Raw genomic sequence first — 18,438 nt, forward strand, 5'->3', positions numbered from 1 at the left:
TTACGCCGCGAGGCGTTCCGGGTTCGAGCCTTCCGACAGCGACCAGACGTTCAGCATCGCCTGTTCGAGGTCGAGCGGCTGGGCGAAGCCCGTCAGGCCCATGGCGCCGGTGGTGTCACGCACGGCAGCCTGCATGTCGCCGGTCTGCTTGGCGCGCTCCAGCACGGTCAGCAGCAGGCGCTGCTGGGTGCGGCGCAGGGCCTGCATCGCGTAGTTGCGCAGCTGTTCCTGCGACTTGCTGGTGGCCGGCAGCTTCAGGCCGCGCTCCAGCGTGTCGATGCCGGAGGCCGCACGCAGCACCATGCCGACCTGCAGGAACTCGGCCAGCGACATGCCGCCCGGACGCTGCACCGACACCGCGGCGAACAGGAAGGCCGCCAGCGATTCGACCGTGTCGACCGCCTTCCATGCCTGCACGAAGGACTGCGGCAGGCCGGCGTGGGCGTCGGCGTCCGACTTCGGCGGCATCAGCTGGCGCAGCTGTTCCGGCTGCGAGAACAGGTTCGACAGCTCGGCCATGCCGCCGGCGCCGGGGAGCGAAGCCGGCAGCGACAGCACGCCTTCGATCACGGTGCGCAGCATCACGCGGGTGCGCGCATCGACCGCCTGCGAGACGTCGCGCGGCACCGTCAGGGCGTCGGCGTCGAGCGCCTCGAACACCGGCGCCAGGTGCAGGGCCGACCAGGCCTGGCCCCAGGCCTTGACCACTTCGGCGTCGTCGATGCGGTGCTCCAGGGCCAGGTCGCGCAGCATCAGCGGACCGCAGCGGTTGACCGATTCGTTGGCCAGCACGGTCGCCAGGATGGCGTTGGCCAGCGGGTGCGCCAGCGGATCGCGGGTGGCGACCAGCTGCTCCGGGAAGTACGGACGCAGCACGGTCTCGGCCCACGGCTGCTCGGTCAGCGGCAGCGCCGCCAGGATGCGCTTGAAGCGGTTCTTGACGTTGGCGATGACCACCGCCAGTTCCGGCGTGGTCAGGCCCAGGCCGAGTGCCTTGCGGCGCTGCAGCTCGGTCTCGGAAGGCAGCTGCTCCAGTTCGCGCGAGACGGCGCCCTCGAGCTCCAGGCTGGTGATCAACGCGGCATAGCCGTCGACCACGGCGCCGTTCGACTGGGCCTGGGCTTCGCGCACCAGCAGGTGGGTCTGCAGGGTGTTGTCGCGCAGGACCAGCTTCTCGATGTCGCCGGTCATTTCGTTCAGCAGGCGGTTACGGTCGGCTTCGGGCAGCTTGCCGGCGTTGACTTCGGTATCCAGCCAGATCTTGACGTTGACTTCGTGGTCGGAACAGTCGACGCCGGCCGAGTTGTCGATCGCATCGGTGAAGATGCGGCCGCCGGCCAGCGCGAATTCGATACGCCCGGCCTGGGTCGCGCCCAGGTTGCCGCCTTCGGCCACGACCTTGCAGCGCAGTTCGCTGCCGTTGACGCGGATGTTGTCGTTGGCGCGGTCCTTCACCTGGGCGTGGGTCTCGGTCGACGCCTTGATGTAGGTGCCGATGCCGCCGTTGTAGAACAGGTCGACCGGCGCCAGCAGGATGCGGTGCATCAGCTCTTCCGGCGTCAGGGTGGTCTCTTCGATGTCGAGCGCGGCGCGCACCTGCGGCGACAGCTCGATGTGGCGGGCGCTGCGCGGGAACACGCCGCCGCCTTCCGAGATCAGCTCCTTGTTGTAGTCGTCCCACGAGGAGCGCGGCAGCGCGAACATGCGCTGGCGTTCATTGAACGACACGGCAACGTCCGGGTTCGGGTCCAGGAAGATGTGGCGGTGGTCGAAGGCGGCCAGCACCTTCAGCTGGCGCGACAGCAGCACGCCGTTGCCGAACACGTCGCCCGACATGTCGCCCACGCCGACCATGGTGATCGGGGTGGTGGCCATGTCGTGGCCCATTTCGTAGAAGTGGCGCTTGACGGCTTCGAAGGCGCCCTTCGCGGTGATGCCCATCTTCTTGTGGTCGTAGCCGTTCGAGCCGCCCGAGGCGAAGGCGTCGCCCAGCCAGAAGCCGCGCGAGACGGCGATGCTGTTGGCGATGTCGGAGAAGGTCGCGGTGCCCTTGTCGGCGGCGACCACCAGGTACGGATCGTCCTGGTCGTAGCGCACGGTGTCGCCCGGCGGGACGATGGCGCCCTGCACGCGGTTGTCGGTCACTTCCAGCAGGCTGGCGATGAACAGGCGGTAGACTGCTTCGCCCTCGGCCGCCACCACCTCGCGCGCGGCATCCTTCGGCATCTGCTTGCAGACGAAGCCGCCCTTCGAGCCGGCCGGCACGATCACGGCGTTCTTGACCATCTGCGCCTTCACCAGGCCCAGCACCTCGGTGCGGTAGTCTTCCATGCGGTCCGACCAGCGCAGGCCGCCGCGGGCGACCGGGCCGCCGCGCAGGTGCACGCCTTCGAAGCGGCGCGAGAACACGTAGATTTCGCGGAACGGACGCGGTTCCGGCACCAGCGCCAGGCTGCTGGTGTCGAACTTGAAGATGATCTTCTCGCCGCTGGAGCCTTGCTCCAGCTTCTGGAAGTAGTTGGTGCGCACGGTCGCCATCACCAGGTCGACCAGGGCGGCCATGATTTCCTCGGTGTCGGCGTGGTTCACCTTGGCCAGGCTGGCCTTCAGCTCGGCCAGCTTGGCGTTGCCGGAAGCGCGCTCCTGCTCGCCCAGCTTGGGATCGAAGCGCAGCTTGAAGCCTTCCACCAGTTCGCGCACCAGGCCGGCGCGCAGGCGCAGGGTTTCGGCCATGTAGCGGGTCGAGAACTTGCTGCCGGCCTGGCGCCAGTAGCTGATGTAGGCGCGCACCAGTTGCACTTCGCGGGTCGACAGGCCGCCTTCGATGGTCAGGCCGTTCAGGCGGCCGTCTTCGGCTTCGTCGTTGAACAGGGCGGCGAACAGCTCTTCGGCCACCTCGGCGATGCCCGGCTTGGCCAGCTTGGCGACGCTCTCGGCATCGACCAGCAGGCTGGTCACGAAGTGGCGGGTGCCGTCGTTGGTGGTGATCGCGAAGGCCTGCTCGCGGTCGATCGCCACGCCGGCGTTCTGCAGGGCCGGCAGGATGCGCGACAGCGAGGGCACGCCGCCGGTCGAGTACAGGCGGATCGAAGCGCCGGTCGAGGCGTCGTTCTCGATGCGCACCGAGACGTGGTTCGGCTTGCCGTTGCCCAGCAGCGCGCACAGGTCGCGGAAGGCGACTTCCGGATTGGTCGCGGCCACGTAGTTGACCGGCAGGGTCGGCATCAGCTTGCGCAGCGCGTTGCGGGTCGGGACGTCGGCGATGTCCTCGGTCAGCACGGTGTAGCGGTCATGCCAGCCGTCCAGCACGGACAGCAGCGGCTTCTGGATGTCGGCTTCGAGGTCGAGCGGATTGCGCGCGGCCTGGGCGATCAGGTAGACGCGGGCCAGCGGGCCGTCGGCCACCAGGGTCTGGGTCCGCACGTCGCTCGCGCCCGAGCTGTCCTTCAGGGCCTGGGCCAGCGAGGCCACCACGGCGGCGCTGTAGCGCTCGCGCGGCAGGTAGACCAGCACGTTCAGGTGGCGGCCATAGACGTCGCGGCGCGCGAACACCTTGGCGCGCGGCTGCTTGTACAGCGAGACCACGGCGCTGCAGACCTGGGCCAGCCATTCCGGATCGGCTTCCAGCGCTTCGGTGCGCGGCAGCGACTCCAGGATTTCCAGGAACTTCTCGGCGCGGAAGCCTTCCTGGCGCACGCCGGCGATGCCGAGCACCTTGGCCACGCGGCCGCGCGCGAACGGCAGGCGCGCCAGCGGGGTCGAGGTGGCGGCGCGGGTGAACAGGCCGAGGAAGCAGTGCTCGCCGATGGTGTTGCCCTGGGCATCGGTGGCGCGCACGCCGATGAAGTCGAGCGGCTGGTCGCGGTGCAGGGTGCCGGCCACGTCGGCCTTCACGATCGACAGGGTGTCTTCGCGCTTCGACAGGATCTCGAAGTCGCCCGGGATGTTCTGGATGCTGGTCGCGTACACCGGGTGCGAGGTGTCCTGCAGCACGCCGATGCGGCTCGGGATGTCGCGCTCGAGTTCGCGCACGCCCGGCTTGACGAAGTAGTAAGCGTAGCCGAAGGGCTCGAAGCCTTCGTTCCTGGCCCACTCGAGGAAGGCGGCGACTTCCTGGCCGTCCGGGGTGCCTTGCGCTGCCGCGGCGGCGGCGACGGCACTCATGCGGTCGCCCATGGCGACGGCGTCGCGGTGCACGACGGCGGCGTCGCGCGCCACCATCTGCAGGCGCTCGACCAGCGCGTTCAGTTCGTCCTGCGGCAGGTCTTCGGCCAGCAGGCAGAGCACGTACGATTCCAGCGGCGCGCCGGCTTCGCCGACCGCGGTCACGGCGCCATTCGCGTCGCGGCGTACCGGCAGCACGGCATTCATCACGCCCGAGGCGACCACGCGCTGGCGGCGCAGCGCCATCACGAAGGAGTCGACCAGGTAGGGCATGTCCTCGTTGAGGATCAGGAGAGCGGTCGACATGCCGCAGCGCCCGTCGGTGTAGCGCATCTGCGCGATCTGGCAGCCCGGCCCGGTACGCTGCGCGACCTGGGCGAAACCGTCCTGCAGGATCGCCGCCAGGCTATCCGGCGAAACGCCGGCCAGGTCCTCGTCGTCGAGGGACCCGAGCCAGGCGCCGATCAGGGCGCCGACCGGTTCGGCAGGCTTGTTGTCCGAATTTTTCTCGTTAACCAGGGCGAGCGTGCGGGTGCGCAGGTCTGCTGGCATGTCTTTGTTCATTTGCATCTCCAATGCTGAGTGTTGTGCCAGGTCCGACGCGGCTTGTGGCCACGCGTCCGCCGGCTTATGCGGACGGGGTTGTCCCGTCCAGATTCGTGCTTCCTTATCCCGAAAGCTGCTTCGCTATTAGAACATGCCGACTTCGGGATGCGGCAGGCGTTCTGTATCCACGCGGCAACAAATTGCCGCGTGGGGCTCATGTCAGGTCATACAATCCAGGCAGGCCGAGCAGGCGTTCCAGCTCTTCCAGCGCGGTGGCGCATTCGATCGCCAGCTGCGGGTCGGCCAGGTCCTTCGGCTCGACGCGGTCGCGGTAGTGGCGCTCGACCCAGGACACCAGGACCGCGTACAGCTCCTCGGTCATGATCACGCCCTGGTGCATCGCGGCTGCCTCGTCGTCGGTCAGCGCCACGCGCAGGCGCAGGCAGGCCGGGCCGCCGCCATTGCGCATGCTCTGGCGCAGGTCGAACTCGATCAGCTCGTCGACCGGGCCGCCCGCATGGACGAGCGCTTCGAGGTAGCGCGACACGGCGGCGTTCTCGCGGCATTCGTGCGGCACCACCAGCGCCATGCCGCCGTCCGGCTTCGACAGCAGCTGGCTGTTGAACAGGTAGCTGGCCACCGCGTCCGCCACCGGCACCATGCCGGTCTCCACGCGCACCGCCTGCAGGTCGGCGCCGACGCCGGCCAGTGCGCGCCGCAGCGCGTCGAGGGTCGCCGACTCGTTGGCGAAGGCCTGCTCGTGGTAGAACAGCACGTTGCCGTTGCCGACTGCGATCACGTCGTTGTGGAACACGCCCTGGTCGATCACGTCCGGATTCTGCGACGCGAACACGGTGCGCGCGCCGTCCAGGCCGTGCAGGCGCGCGATCGCCTGCGAGGCCTCCAGCGTCTGACGCGCCGGGTATTTTTTCGGGGCCGGCGCGGACGGGTCGAACTCGACGCGGCCGTAGACGAAGAACTCGACCCCCAGGGCGCCGTGGGCGCTCGCGAAACGCGTGTGGTTGGCCGCACCCTCGTCGCCGAACGCCGGGGTGGACGGCAGCGGCTCGTGCACCACGAAGCGGTCCGGGTTGGCGAACAGCGCGCGCAGCGTGCGGGTGGCCTGGACGTGCTCCTCGGCGCGGTGCAGCTTGTTGTTCAGGTTGGCGGCGGTGAAGTGCACGCGGCCGTCCGCGGTGTCGCTTGACGGGCTGACGGTGGCGGCGTTCGCGGTCCACATCGGCGAGGCCGAATACGCGCAGGCCAGGATCACCGGGGCGTCGCGGTAGGCCTGGGCCAGCACGTCGGCGTCCGTGCCGGAAAAGCCGAGGCGGCGCAGCAGGCGGAAGTTGGGGCGCGCCTGCGGCGGCATCACGGCCTGCGCGAAGCCGCGCGCGGCCAGGGCGCGCATCTTGGCCAGGCCCTGCAGGGCCGCCTGCCGCGGGTTCGACGCGCTCCTGACGTTGCTGAAGGAAGCGACGTTGCCGAACGAGAGGCCGGCGTAGTTGTGCGACGGGCCTACCAGGCCGTCGAAGTTGAATTCACGGGCGTTACGCATCTTAAAAACTCAATCCGGGCGACAGTTTGGCCGGCATTTCCAGCTCGGCCGTTTCGATCGAGGCGACCGGATAGGCGCAGTAGTCGGCCGCGTAATAGGCGCTCGGGCGATGGTTGCCCGACTTGCCCACGCCGCCGAACGGCGCCGAGCTGGCCGCGCCGGTGGTCGGGCGGTTCCAGTTGACCACGCCGGCCCTGGCCTTGACCGCGAAGCGCTTCCACAAATCCTCGGACGGCGACAGCAGCGCGGCGGCCAGGCCGAACTCGGTGGCGTTGGCGGCCTTGATCGCGCTGTCGAAGTCTTTTACGCGGATGACCTGCAGCAGGGGGCCGAACCATTCCTCGTCCGGGATGCCGTGCGCGTCGGTGACGTCGACGATCCCGGCGGTGACGAAGCCGTTATCCGGATCGAGCTGGCGCATGCGCAGCAGCACCTTGCCGCCCTTCTCTTCCATCATCTGCTGGGCTTCGACCAGTCGCCTGGCCACTGCGCTCGATACGACCGGGCCCATGAAGGGCTGCGGCTCGGCGTTCGAGGGGCCGACCACCAGTTTGGCGGCGACTTCCACCAGGCGGTCGATGAAAGCCTGGCCTTCCGGGGTGTCGTGCACGATCAGGCGGCGCGCGCAGGTGCAGCGCTGGCCGGCCGAGATGAAGGCCGACATCACGGCGTGGTGCACGGCCGGATCGATGTCCTTCACGTCCCACACCACCAGCGGGTTGTTGCCGCCCATTTCCAGCGCCAGCATCTTGCCCGGCATGCCGCCGAACTGCTTGTGGAGGGCGGCGCCGGTCTGGCTGCTGCCGGTGAACAGGATGCCGTCCACGTCGGGGTTCGCGCCCAGCGCCATGCCGGTCTCGCGGCCGCCGTTGACCAGGTTCAGCACGCCCTTCGGCAGGCCGGCCTGCTCCCACAGCTGCACGGTACGGACGGCCGTGCGCGGCGCGTATTCGCTGGGCTTGAAGACCAGGGTGTTCCCGGCGATCAGGGCCGGCACGATGTGGCCGTTCGGCAGGTGGCCGGGGAAGTTATACGGGCCGAACACGGCGAACACGCCATGCGGGCGGTGGCGCAGCACGGCATTGCCGTCGGCGACTTTCGCGCTGGTTTCGCCGGTGCGCGCACTGTGCGACTGCACCGAGATGTCGACCTTGTTCGCCATGGTGGTCACTTCGGTGCGGGCTTCCCACAGGGGCTTGCCGACTTCCTCGGCGATGATCGCGGCCAGTTCCTCGTTGTGCTCCTTCAGCAGGTCGCGGAAGCGCTGGCAGATGGCGATGCGCTGCTCGAGCGGGGCCAGGGCCCAGTCTTCGAAATGCGCGCGTGCGGCGGCGACCGCGCGGGCCACGTCGTCGCTGGTGGATTCCTTGCTGGCCCAGGTCTGGCGCCCGGTCGACGGGTCGATCGTGACCAGTTCGCGGCCGCTGCCGGCGAGCCACTCGCCGTCGATGTAGTTGGAGAGGTTGGTATCAGCCATTCGTGTTCTTCCTTACATTGAGTGACAGCGTGCGCACCGGGTCGCCCGCCTGGCAATGCAGCAGCTGCAGTTCGCGCACGGACAGCGCCACCCTGGTGCCGCCATTGCACGTTTGCGTGAGGATCATGCGGAAATCGTCGAGCTTCGTGTTCGAGACCAGGGTGGTGTCGCACTCGCCTTCCGGTGCGCCTTCCTCGGCCGCCGTCAGGACGCTGTCGCGCACGGCGCGCAGTTCGGACACGCGTCCCTGGAGCACCGGGCCGGCGTCGAAGATGTCGACATAGCCCTCGTAGTGCATGCCTTCCTGCTCGAGCAGCTTGCGCGCGGGGAGCGTGGAGCGGTGCACCTGGCCGATCACGGCCTGGGCGTCTTCCGGCAGGTAGGCCACGTACAGCGGCTGGCGCGGCATCAGTTCGGCGATGAAGGACTTCTTGCCGATCGCGGTCAGGCCGTCGACGTGGTCGAAGTCCATCTTGAAGAAGTGCCGGCCCAGGCCTTCGTAGAACGGCGAGGTGCCGTCCTCGGCCTGGTAGCCGCGCATCTCGGCGATCAGCTTTTCGGTGAACAGCTGCTGGAACTGGGCGATGAACAGGAAGCGGCTCTTGGAGAGCCACTTGCCGTTGTGGCCGGTGCGGTATTCCGGCATCAGGAACAGCGAGCACAGTTCGCTCGAGCCGGTCAGGTCGTTCGACAGGTAGAGCGTGTCCATGCGCGTGAACACGCCGAGTTCGCGGCTGGAGTGGACCAGGGTGCCGATCCGGTAGTTGTAGAACGGCTCGGTCATGCCGACCGCCGCCTTGATGGCGCACACGCCGGCCAGGCGGTGGTTCGCGGTGTCTTCCATCACGAACATGTAGTCGCGCTGTTCCGGCGGGATGGTCTGGGCGAACGAGGCGACCGCGGTTTCGACGCGTTCGCCGAGCATGGCGCGGTCGGGCTTCAGCGTCGTCATGCCGCTGCCGACCTGGCGCGCCATCTCGATCAGCGGATCGATGTCGTCCAGGGTGATTGCGCGAATCAAGAGCATAAGTCCGTTTCCTTTAAATGCGCACGCAGATGACGTTCTCGCCGGTCTCGACGCCGAGCGCCTGGCGCGCCGCCGGCGGCAGGCAGATCGCTTCGCCACTCTCGACCGGATCGCAGGGCAGCACGACCGCGCGGAACTTACGCTCGCTGCTGGCGACCGCGTACTCGACCATCGCCGCCCTGCCGCCGCGCGTGGGCGGCTGCAGCTCCGCATTCGCGACCTTGCGCACCATCGAGCCGGAGAACGAGCGCAGCGCGTGTTTGTGCGCCTGCAGGATCGGGCCGCCGTCGAAGATGTCGATGTACTCGTCCGCCTCGAAGCCTTCCTCCGTCAACAGGTCGAACGCGAGCTGGCCGTCCGGGTGGATCTGGCCCATCGCCGCCTGCGCCGGGCCGGGCAGCAGCGGCACGTAGACCGGGTAGTGCGGCATCAGCTCGACGATCAGGGTGCGGTTGCGGGCGCCGCCGATGGTGCGCTCGGCATCCAGGAAGTCCATCTTGAAGAACTTGCGGCCCAGCGCATCCCAGAACGGCGACTGGCCGGCATCGTCGGTGACGCCGGCCAGCGGCACGAAGAAGCGGTCGCCGAAGCGGTGCGGGGCCAGCACCGCGTACAGCAGGCGCGCACGCGACAGCAGGGCCGCTTCGGGTCCGGCCCTGTAGTCGGCCTGACTGCGGTGGCGGAGCGTGAAGCCCGACAGCTGCGAGTAGGCGGTTAGCTCCGAGCAGAGCGTGAGCGCGTGCACGCTGTGGCTGATGTTCAGGTCGCGCGAGACCTGCTGGATCACGTCGTTGCGGAACGCGAAATAGGTGCCGTTCGAGCCGGCCGAAGCGTGGATCGCGGCGGTGCCGGCCAGTTCGCGGCGCTCGAGGTCTTCCAGCACGAACAGGTAGGTTTCCTCGCTGGGAATGTCGACGTGGGCCGCGAACGAAGCGCTTGATCGCTCGACCAGGGCGGCGATCTTCTCGCGCGTGCGCGGCAGGGTGTGCACTCCCGGCATGGCGGTGGCCAGCAGCGTCTCGAGGGCGCCGATATCCGCGGGCTCTACCGGACGAACAACATACATGGGAACTCCCGATCAGAGGTCAGGGTCGGCCGGCCGCATGCGCAGCCGGCCGGAGGGCTGGATCAGCCGGCGGTCATCAGCTGTTGATGAAGGCCTCGGCGGCGTCGCGCATGATGCGGTCGGCTTCGATCAGCTGGGCGTCCGAGACGACCAGCGCCGGCGCCAGGCGCACGACATCCGGGCCGGCGATCAGCAGCATCAGGCCGAGCTTTTCGGCGACCTTGGTGTAGTCCTTGGCGCGGCCCTTGAAGCCTTCGGCCATCGGCAGGCCGATCAAGAGGCCCTTGCCGCGCGGCTTGCCGAACAGCTGCGGGAAGTCGCTCGAGAGCTTTTCCAGCTGGGCGAACAGCTTGCCGCTGGCTTCGTTCACGCGCGCCAGGAAGGACGGCTGGTTGATCTGGTCGAGCACGTTCAGGGCGACGGTCGCGGCCAGCGGGTTGCCGCCGTAGGTGGTGCCGTGCGAGCCGACGTTGAAGTGCTGGGCGATCTCCTCGGTGGTCAGCATGGCGCCGATCGGGTAGCCGTTGCCCAGGGCCTTGGCCGAGGTCAGGATGTCCGGGGTCACGCCGACGTTCATGTAGTCGTACAGGGCGCCGGTGCGGCCCACGCCCGACTGCACTTCGTCGAACACCAGCAGCGCGCCGGTCTTGTCGCACAGCTCGCGCAGGGCTTTCAGGAACGCGACGTCACCCGGGATCACGCCGCCCTCGCCCTGGATCGGCTCGACGATCACGGCGGCGACGTCGTCGGTGATCGCGGCGCGCGCGGACTCGATGTCGTTGTAGGCGATGTGGTTGATTTCCTGCGGCAGCGGCTCGAAGCCTTCGGTGTACTTCGGCTGGCCGCCCACCGAGACGGTGAACAGGGTGCGGCCGTGGAAGGACGACAGGCAGGACACGATGCGCGACTTGTGCGGGCCGAACTTGGTGTGCGCGTACTTGCGCGCCAGCTTCAGGGCGGCTTCGTTGGCTTCCGCGCCCGAGTTGCAGAAGAAGGCGCGGTCGGCAAAGGTGGCGGCGGTCAGGGCCGAGGCCAGGCGCAGCACCGGCTCGTTGGTGTAGCCGTTACCGAGGTGCCACAGGGTGTTGACCTGGCGCGTGACGGCGTCGACCAGCACCGGGTTGCAGTGGCCGAGGCTGGAGACGGCGATGCCGGAGGTGAAGTCGAGGTAATGCTTGCCTTCCTGGTCCCACACGTCCAGCCCGGCGGCGCGCACCGGCACCATCGCGGCCGGTGCGTAGGTCGGGACGAGGACCTCGTCGAAAGTCTGGCGTGTGACAGGCCGCGTGGTGACCGATTCGAGCTTAGCATTCATGACGTTCTTCCTCATCCAAATAAAGAGTCGCGCGAACTCCAGCAGCCGCGCCGAGCGACCCATTATAGAAAGCCAACCCTTGCAGTTCTTTTCAAACTGCGACAGGCATTTTCATTTTTGGACGAGCAACATTTGCGCGCCAACAAACCGGGGTCAGACTCCGATTTTTGGAAATGTCATTTAAACAATTGCCTAAATCGGGAGTCTGACCCCGGTTTGAGGTGGCGCATCATTCGGCGAGTTTGCGCTGGCGTTCTTCGCGCGGGGTCTTGCCGAACAGGGCGCCGAAGGCGGTGGAGAAGTGGGAGCCCGAGGAAAAGCCGCACATCAGGCCGACCTGCACGATCGAGTGGTTGGTGTCGCGCAGCAGCTGGCGGGCGCGTTTCAGGCGCAGTTCGAGGTAGTAGCGCGACGGCAGGCTGCCCAGGTATTGCTTGAACAGGCGCTCCAGCTGGCGCCGCGAGACGCCCGCCAGCTGGGCGATCTCGTCGGTCGACAGGGGCTCTTCGATGTTCGCTTCCATCAGGGTCACGGCCTCGGTCAGCTTGGGCTGCAGCACGCCAAAACGGGCCTGCAGGGCGACGCGCTGGCGCTCTTCCTGGCCGCGCACGCGGTCCACGCACAGGATTTCCTTGACCTGGGCCTGGACGGTGGCGCCGAACAGGATATCGACCAGGTTCAGCGCGAAGTCGATGCTGGCGCCGCCGCCGCAGCAGCTCAGGCGCGGGCCGTCGATCTCGAATAGGTGGGGGCTGAGCAGGGCCTGCTCGGCGATGGCGTCGGCGTCCGGGTACAGCGACCACGGCAGCGCGGTGCGCACGCCGTTGAAGGCGCCCGTCTCGGCCAGCCACAGGACACCGGCGCCGACCCCGCCCCAGCACGGCGCCGCACGGCAGCGCTGGGCCAGCAGGCGCATGTTCGCCGGGCGCAGGCCGGCTTCGGCTTCGTCGGCGACCAGCAGCACCAGGTGCCAGTGGCGCTGGCTGTCGCCGGCAAACTTGTCCGGGCTGCGCACGTCGACGATCAGGCGCTGCGGCCCCACCATCTTGGCCGCCAGGCGCAGCGGCTGCACGATCCCGGACCAGGTCAGGGAATCCGGCTCGCCGGCATTCACGAGCAGGACACGCAGCGGCGTTTCCTGCGCGAGGCGGGACAGGTCAGCGTGCTGCATGTAGGTTGGGCAGGGTCATCACTCGGGGGCGAGCGCGGCGGCCGGCCGGCTCTCGGCATTCCATTGGCTGACAATCATACCGGAGATCAACAGGGCCGCTCCCAGCCAGCCGCGGGCGGTCATCGCCTCGCCCAGCCAGAAATAGCCGAAGAAAGCGGCCGCGCCCGGCTCGAAGGCATAGATCACGGCCGCCTCGTTGGCGGTGGTGCGCGACTGGCCCCAGACCTGCAGCGAGATGATGGCGGCGGTGCAGACCGCGCCGAGGTAGGCGAAGTTCGGCCAGTAGGCGGCCAGGTTGCCGCCGATGTAGCGCCAGTAATTGTTGGCGTCTTCCAGCACGCTGAAGCCGCGCGGCACTTCGCGCACCAGCAGCCACACGGCCGCGCAGACGGCCACGGTGCCGATCTGCGCCGCGGTCACGGTCAGCAGGCGTTGCGCGCTGCGGGTGCGGATTTCCATGATCTTGACGTAGGCGCCGAAGCAGAAGGCGCCCAGCAGCGCCAGCGTGTCGCCGGTGCTCCAGGCGCCGCCGTCCCAGCACAGGGCCGCCAGGCCGGCCACGGCCAGCACCAGGGCGAACACGATGCGGCGCTCGGGCAGGCGTCCGCCGAGGACGCCCAGCAGCGGCACCACCAGCACGTTCAGGCCGGTGATGAAGGCGTTGCGGTTCGAACTGGTGAGCGCGAGGCCCTCGACCTGGAACAGGTAGCAGAAGAACAGGACCAGCCCCAGCAGCACGCCGGAGCGCAGGTCGCCCAGGTGGGCGCGCCACAGGAAGGGCGACAGGATCAGCACTGCCAGCGCAAAGCGCGTGAGGATGATCCACACCGGCGAGAAGGTCGCGGTGAGGTCTTTCATGGCCGGGAAGGTCGTGCCCCACACGAGGACGACGAGGATGAGTGCGGCGATGCCGCGCAGCTGCTGGGTCATGGGCAATATGGTACCCGGCCCGGCCGTAAAACGCGAATCCCCGGGGCGCCGAGCCGCAGGACGCGCGGCCCGCTATAATCGGTCCGGAGGGGAACGACATCCGAAGCGTTTCCTCCCGCGCACAAGGAAAGGAAGACCCACTCGTGAAAACCGCCCTGCTCGAAGGTAAGAAACCCGCCCATTTCGACAAGCACATCATTGGCAACCTGCTGCTCGACGTTGCGCCGCCCGACGAAGTGCTCAAGGAAAAAATGCTGATTGGCGTGCGCAACGAGGCAGGCGAGATCTACCGCCTGATCGGCGCGACCAAGCTCAACAGCTTCATGAACGCGGTCGAGGAACTGTTCGACCTGGGCCTGGTCGACGAATTGCAGGATACCGAAGAGCCGAAAGACGGCTGCGACGCGATCTTCAGCGAGCCCTGACGCGTATAATCTTTCCCCATGGATAGACTCGACGCCCTCAAGAGCATCGCCGCCCAGGCCGGACGCGGCGAGCTGGCCTTCCCGACCCACATCAACGCCACGCTCAAGCTGCAACAGGCGCTGAGCGATCCCGACTGCCACATCGAGGAAGCCGCGCGCCTGGTGCAGACCGAGCCGCTGCTGGCCGCGCGCACCGTCGCCATCGCCAACTCGGCCGCCTACAACCGTGCCGGCAACGACGTCACCAACGTCAAGGCCGCCGTGGCGCGGGTCGGCTTCCGCACCCTGGGCGCGCTGGCCGCTTCCGTGATCGTGCGCCAGCTGGCCGGCGGCGTCACCGATCCCCTGTTGCGCGCCAAGGCCGACCAGCTGTGGCAGCACTCGGCCAACGTGGCCGCGCTGGCGCTGGTGATCGCCCGGCGCGTCTCCTTCGTCGATCCGGACACCGCGATGTTCGCCGGCATCGTGCACGAGGTCGGCGGTTTCTACCTGCTGTCGAGAGCAAGCGAGTTCCCGGGCCTGCTGGACGGCGGCGCCGACGAGTGGATCGAACATGGCCAGATCGAGATCGGCCGCGGGGTCCTGCGCAAGCTGGGCGTGCCGGCGCCGGTGATGGATGCGATCGAAGCCCTGTGGAACGGCATGCGCGCCCTGCCGCCGGAAACCCTGGGCGACACCCTGATGCTGGCCAAGGACCTGGCGCCGGTTCCCTCTCCCCTGCTCGAACGCCCGGGGTTCAGTCCGACCCAGGCCAGCGCCACCATCGACTTCGCGGTCGGCGACGGCACCCTGGCGCTGATCCTGCAGGAGTCGGAAGAGGAAGTGCGCAGCCTGGTGATGGCGCTGGATTAAGCGCGCAGCCCGGGCTCCGCCGTTTCGGCAAGGGGCGCGATCCATACGGCAAAACCGCAGTCCAGCACAAGCGTTGGCCAGGACCAACCGCTACTCCTTGCAGCACGCAAAAAAAACCCGCTCAGTGAGCGGGTAAAGTCCAAAACTAGGGATGTCCTGAAAGAGACGAGTCCATATTAGTTCCGCCAACCCGAGCACTCTGTGCGCTGACTCACATTTTGTTAAATTTTTTGACTTTTTTGTGTCTGCTATACCGCAAGCTCAACAGCGCAAAAAAAACCCGCTCCAGTGGAGCGGGTGAAGTCCAAAACTAGGGATGTCCTGAAAGAGACGAGTCCATCTTAAGCCCGCCTCAAGGGGTGCTCTGTGCGTTGCTTCACACAATTAAAAAATCGCTCGCAATGAATAAATAAAAAAGCCGCCACGGCCAGGCCGGGCGGCTTTTGTTGTGTTGACGAAGATCAGACGACGGCGCCGTCGGTTTCGTCACGCTCCTTGACCGGCTTGATCAGGTCTTCGCGCTTGACGCCAAACCACATGGCGAGTGCCGCAGCCACGAACACCGACGAGTAGATACCGAACAGGATACCGATGGTCAGCGCGACGGCGAAGTAATGCAGGGCCTGGCCGCCGAAGAACAGCATCGACAGCACCATCATCTCGGTACAACCGTGGGTGATGATGGTACGCGAGATGGTGCTGGTGATCGCGTGGTCGATGACTTCGGTCACGCTCATCTTGCGCTGCTTGCGGAAGGTTTCGCGGATCCGGTCGAAGATCACGACCGATTCGTTGACCGAGTAACCCAGCACCGCCAGCACCGCGGCCAGCACGGTCAGCGAGAATTCCCACTGGAAGAAGGCGAAGAAGCCCAGGATGATCACGACGTCGTGCAGGTTCGCGATGATCGCGGCGGCCGCGAATTTCTTTTCGAAGCGCACGGCCAGGTAGAGCACCACGCCGATCACCACCATGATCAGCGCGTTCAGGCCGTTCTGGGCCAGCTCGTCGCCGACCGACGGGCCGACGAACTCGACGCGCTGCAGGTGCACCGCCTCGGCGCCGGCCGCATTGACGCAGCTGGTGCGGGTGACGCTCTCGCCCTTCTCGGTGGTTTCCTGGACCTGCTTCGGCGTGCCATTCTCGGCCGCGCACAGGGCATTGAAGACCGTGGTCGAGGCGGTCGCGCCGGGCAGGTCCTTGCGGATCGGCAGGCGCAGCATGACGTCCTGGGCGGTGCCGAAGCTGGTCACCTCGGGCTGCTCGTAGCCCAGCTTTTCGAGGCTGCGGCGGATCTTTTCCTGGTCCGCCGCATGCGGGTAGCGCACTTCCATGGTGGTGCCGCCGGTGAACTCCACCGAGTAGTGCAGCCCTTTGGTCACCAGGAAGAACACCGCGGCGACGAAGGTCAGCGCCGAAATCACGTTGAAGACCAACGCGTGGCGCATGAACGGGATGTCCCGTTTAATCTTGAAAAATTCCATGTCTTTCCTCGCTGCTTATTTCTTGGCCACGGACTTGGCGCCCGCCGCGGTGATGCCCGGTTCCCAGACGGTGCCGATGGCGAGCTTGCCCAGCTTCTTCTTGCGGCCGTACCACAGGTTCACGACGCCGCGCGAGACGAACACGGCCGAGAACATCGAGGTCAGGATGCCCAGGCAGTGTACGACCGCGAAGCCGCGCACCGCGCCCGAGCCGAACACCAGCAGGGCCAGGCCGACGATCAGGGTGGTCACGTTCGAGTCCAGGATGGTGGCCCAGGCGTGGCTGAAGCCGGCCGAAATCGCCGCCTGCGGCGTATTGCCCGCACGCAGTTCCTCACGGATGCGCTCGTTGATCAGCACGTTGGAGTCGATCGCCATGCCCAGCGCCAGCGCGATTGCCGCGATACCCGGCAGGGTCAGCGTCACGTGCAGCGTCGACAGGATGGCCAGCAGGAACAGCAGGTTGCAGGCCAGCGCCAGCACGCTGAAGAAGCCGAACAGCTGGTAGTAGATGATCATGAAGATCGCGATCGCGACAAAGCCCCACACGGTCGAGTGCAGGCCGCGGGCGATGTTGTCGGCGCCCAGCTGCGGGCCGACCACGCGCTCCTCGACGAATTCCATCGGCGCCGACAGGGCGCCTGCGCGCAGCAGCAGGGCCAGCTCGGCGGCGGCCTGCGGGCTGGGCATGCCGGTGGTCTGGAAGTTCGCGCCGAATTCGCCCTGGATGGTGGCGACCTGCAGCACGGTGTACTTGCCCTTTTCCTTCAGCAGCGTCGCCATGCGCTTGCCGACGCGTTCGCGGGTCATGGCGCGCATCTTGCGGCCGCCTTCGGCGTTCAGCTCGAGGTTCACGGCCGGACGCTGGTTCTGGTCGAAGCCCGGCACGGCGCTGATGATCGATTCACCGGTCGTCACGACGTCCTTCGACACCACCACCGGCGCACCCTGGCCCTGGGTGAACAGTTCCGAGTTCAGCGGGATGGCGGCGGTCAGTTCGGTGCCCGGGGTGATCGTGTCGTCGGTCACGCGGAATTCGAGGGTCGCGGTGCGGCCGATGATGTCTTTCGCGTGGGCGACGTCCTGCACGCCCGGCAGCTGCACGACGATGCGGTCGCGGCCCTGCTGCTGGATCACCGGCTCGGTCGTGCCCAGCTCGTTGATGCGCTTGCCCAGGGTGCTGATGTTCTGCTTCACGCCCTCGTCCACCGCTTTCTGCAGCGCTTCCGGCTTCAGGGTCACGACCAGCTTCAGGTCGGTGCCGTCGGCGGCGTCAAGGAAGGCCAGGTCGGGGTTCGCGTTGGCCAGCACGCTGCGCGCCTTGGCGCGGGTCTCGGCGTCGCGGAAACGGATCTCGACACGGTCGCCGACGCGGTCGATGCCGGCGTGGCGCACGTTCTGGTCGCGCAGCAGGGTGCGCGACGAGGACAGGATGCCCTTGATGCGGTTTTCCTGGACCGCCTTGGTGTCGACCTGCAGCAGGAAGTGCACGCCGCCGCGCAGGTCCAGGCCCAGGTTCATCGCCTGTGCGCCCAGCTTCTGCATCCACATCGGGGTGTTCTTCGCCAGGCCGACGGTGACGATGTAGTCCGGATCGGCCGGGTCGCGGTTCAGGTCGCGCTCGAGGGCCAGCTTGGCCTTGAACTGGGCGTCGGTGCTGGCGAAGCGCGCGCGCACGGCGCTGGTGTCGCCGCTACCTTCCAGGCTCACGGCCTCGGCCGGGATACCGTCGCGCTTGAGCGCTTCGGCGACCTTGCCGGCGGTGTCGCTGTTGACCTTGACCGTCGCTTTCGAGGTCGTGACCTGCAGCGCCGGCGAGTCGACGAAGTAGTTCGGCGCCGTGTACAGGAGGCCGAGCAGCACCGCCACGAGGATCAGTATGTATTTCCAGAGGGGATAGCGATTCATGATGTTCCTGCGTTCAGAATTGAGCAGGCGCGGCGCGAGCCGCGCGACCTGTCAGGGCTTTCGCGTCACAGGGCCTTCAGCGTGCCCTTCGGCAGCAGGGTGGTGACGGCATTCTTCTGCACCACGATTTCGGTACCGGCCGCCACTTCGATGGTGACGTAGGCATCGGCGACTTTCGAGACGCGGCCCAGCATGCCGCCGACGGTGATCACTTCGTCGCCCTTGGCCAGCGCGTCCATCATCGTCTTCAGTTCTTTCTGACGCTTCTGCTGCGGACGGATCATGATGAAATACATGACCACGAACATGATGATGATCGGGGCAAACGTCGTCAGGCTGCCCATCAGACCAGGATCGGCGGCGCCGGCGGCGGTTTGGGCGTAAGCGTTGGAAATGAACACAAGGACTCCGATTTATAAGAATGTGAAAAAACAAGCGCTGTATTCTAGCACTCGCAAACTGTCAACAGCCAGTTTCCGGGCATGTGGGAGCGCCGTGCCTGATTGCAAGACGTT

General features: G+C 67.1%; 13 protein-coding genes. 2 read left to right on the forward strand and 11 right to left on the reverse strand.

Features of this window, described 5'->3' with window-relative positions; genetic code table 11:
- From AC3A6M_RS19010 to AC3A6M_RS19045, 8 genes are all read right to left on the reverse strand, one after another.
- Entirely contained in the window at positions 1-4,728 is a 4,728-nt protein-coding gene (locus AC3A6M_RS19010) for an NAD-glutamate dehydrogenase domain-containing protein (RefSeq protein WP_487854287.1), read from the reverse strand.
- 196 nt (positions 4,729-4,924) lie between these two features.
- Positions 4,925-6,268 carry an N-succinylarginine dihydrolase gene (astB, locus tag AC3A6M_RS19015; RefSeq protein ID WP_487854288.1) on the reverse strand — a complete coding sequence of 448 codons (1,344 nt, stop codon included), beginning with the start codon at positions 6,266-6,268 and terminating at the stop codon, positions 4,925-4,927.
- Position 6,269: 1 nt separating this feature from the next.
- Positions 6,270-7,745, reverse strand: coding sequence for a succinylglutamate-semialdehyde dehydrogenase (astD, locus tag AC3A6M_RS19020; protein WP_487854289.1), 1,476 nt, complete (start codon positions 7,743-7,745; stop codon positions 6,270-6,272).
- The gene (astA, locus tag AC3A6M_RS19025) at positions 7,738-8,772 is read right to left on the reverse strand and encodes an arginine N-succinyltransferase (protein ID WP_487854290.1); all 1,035 of its coding nucleotides are present in this window, start codon (positions 8,770-8,772) and stop codon (positions 7,738-7,740) included. Before astA ends, astD begins: the two co-directional genes overlap by 8 nt.
- 13 nt (positions 8,773-8,785) lie before the next feature.
- Complete coding sequence (locus AC3A6M_RS19030) at positions 8,786-9,838, reverse strand: arginine N-succinyltransferase (protein WP_487854291.1); 1,053 nt, start codon at positions 9,836-9,838, stop codon at positions 8,786-8,788.
- Between the two features lie 76 nt (positions 9,839-9,914).
- Entirely contained in the window at positions 9,915-11,153 is a 1,239-nt protein-coding gene (locus AC3A6M_RS19035) for an acetylornithine/succinyldiaminopimelate transaminase (RefSeq protein WP_487854292.1), read from the reverse strand.
- Positions 11,154-11,382: 229 nt separating this feature from the next.
- The gene (locus AC3A6M_RS19040; RefSeq protein ID WP_487854293.1) at positions 11,383-12,324 is read right to left on the reverse strand and encodes a GlxA family transcriptional regulator; all 942 of its coding nucleotides are present in this window, start codon (positions 12,322-12,324) and stop codon (positions 11,383-11,385) included.
- A gap of 18 nt (positions 12,325-12,342) precedes the next feature.
- The gene (locus AC3A6M_RS19045) at positions 12,343-13,254 is read right to left on the reverse strand and encodes a DMT family transporter (protein ID WP_487854294.1); all 912 of its coding nucleotides are present in this window, start codon (positions 13,252-13,254) and stop codon (positions 12,343-12,345) included.
- Between the two features lie 143 nt (positions 13,255-13,397).
- Here AC3A6M_RS19045 and AC3A6M_RS19050 point away from each other — a divergent pair, with 143 nt between their 5' ends.
- Complete coding sequence (locus AC3A6M_RS19050) at positions 13,398-13,679, forward strand: hypothetical protein (RefSeq protein WP_487854295.1); 282 nt, start codon at positions 13,398-13,400, stop codon at positions 13,677-13,679.
- A gap of 18 nt (positions 13,680-13,697) precedes the next feature.
- The gene (locus tag AC3A6M_RS19055) at positions 13,698-14,531 is read left to right on the forward strand and encodes an HDOD domain-containing protein (protein WP_487854296.1); all 834 of its coding nucleotides are present in this window, start codon (positions 13,698-13,700) and stop codon (positions 14,529-14,531) included.
- Between the two features lie 461 nt (positions 14,532-14,992).
- On the opposite strand, the gene secF is transcribed toward AC3A6M_RS19055, so the two are convergent.
- From secF to yajC, 3 genes are all read right to left on the reverse strand, one after another.
- Positions 14,993-16,015 carry a protein translocase subunit SecF gene (gene secF / locus AC3A6M_RS19060; RefSeq protein WP_487854297.1) on the reverse strand — a complete coding sequence of 341 codons (1,023 nt, stop codon included), beginning with the start codon at positions 16,013-16,015 and terminating at the stop codon, positions 14,993-14,995.
- A gap of 15 nt (positions 16,016-16,030) precedes the next feature.
- Positions 16,031-17,923, reverse strand: coding sequence for a protein translocase subunit SecD (secD, locus tag AC3A6M_RS19065; RefSeq protein ID WP_487854298.1), 1,893 nt, complete (start codon positions 17,921-17,923; stop codon positions 16,031-16,033).
- A gap of 65 nt (positions 17,924-17,988) precedes the next feature.
- Positions 17,989-18,324: a preprotein translocase subunit YajC gene (gene yajC / locus AC3A6M_RS19070; protein ID WP_487854299.1), complete on the reverse strand. Its 336-nt coding sequence runs from the start codon at positions 18,322-18,324 to the stop codon at positions 17,989-17,991.
- Positions 18,325-18,438 lie beyond the last annotated feature (114 nt).

The sequence above is a fragment of the Telluria sp. Soil_C_11 genome (assembly GCF_057657395.1).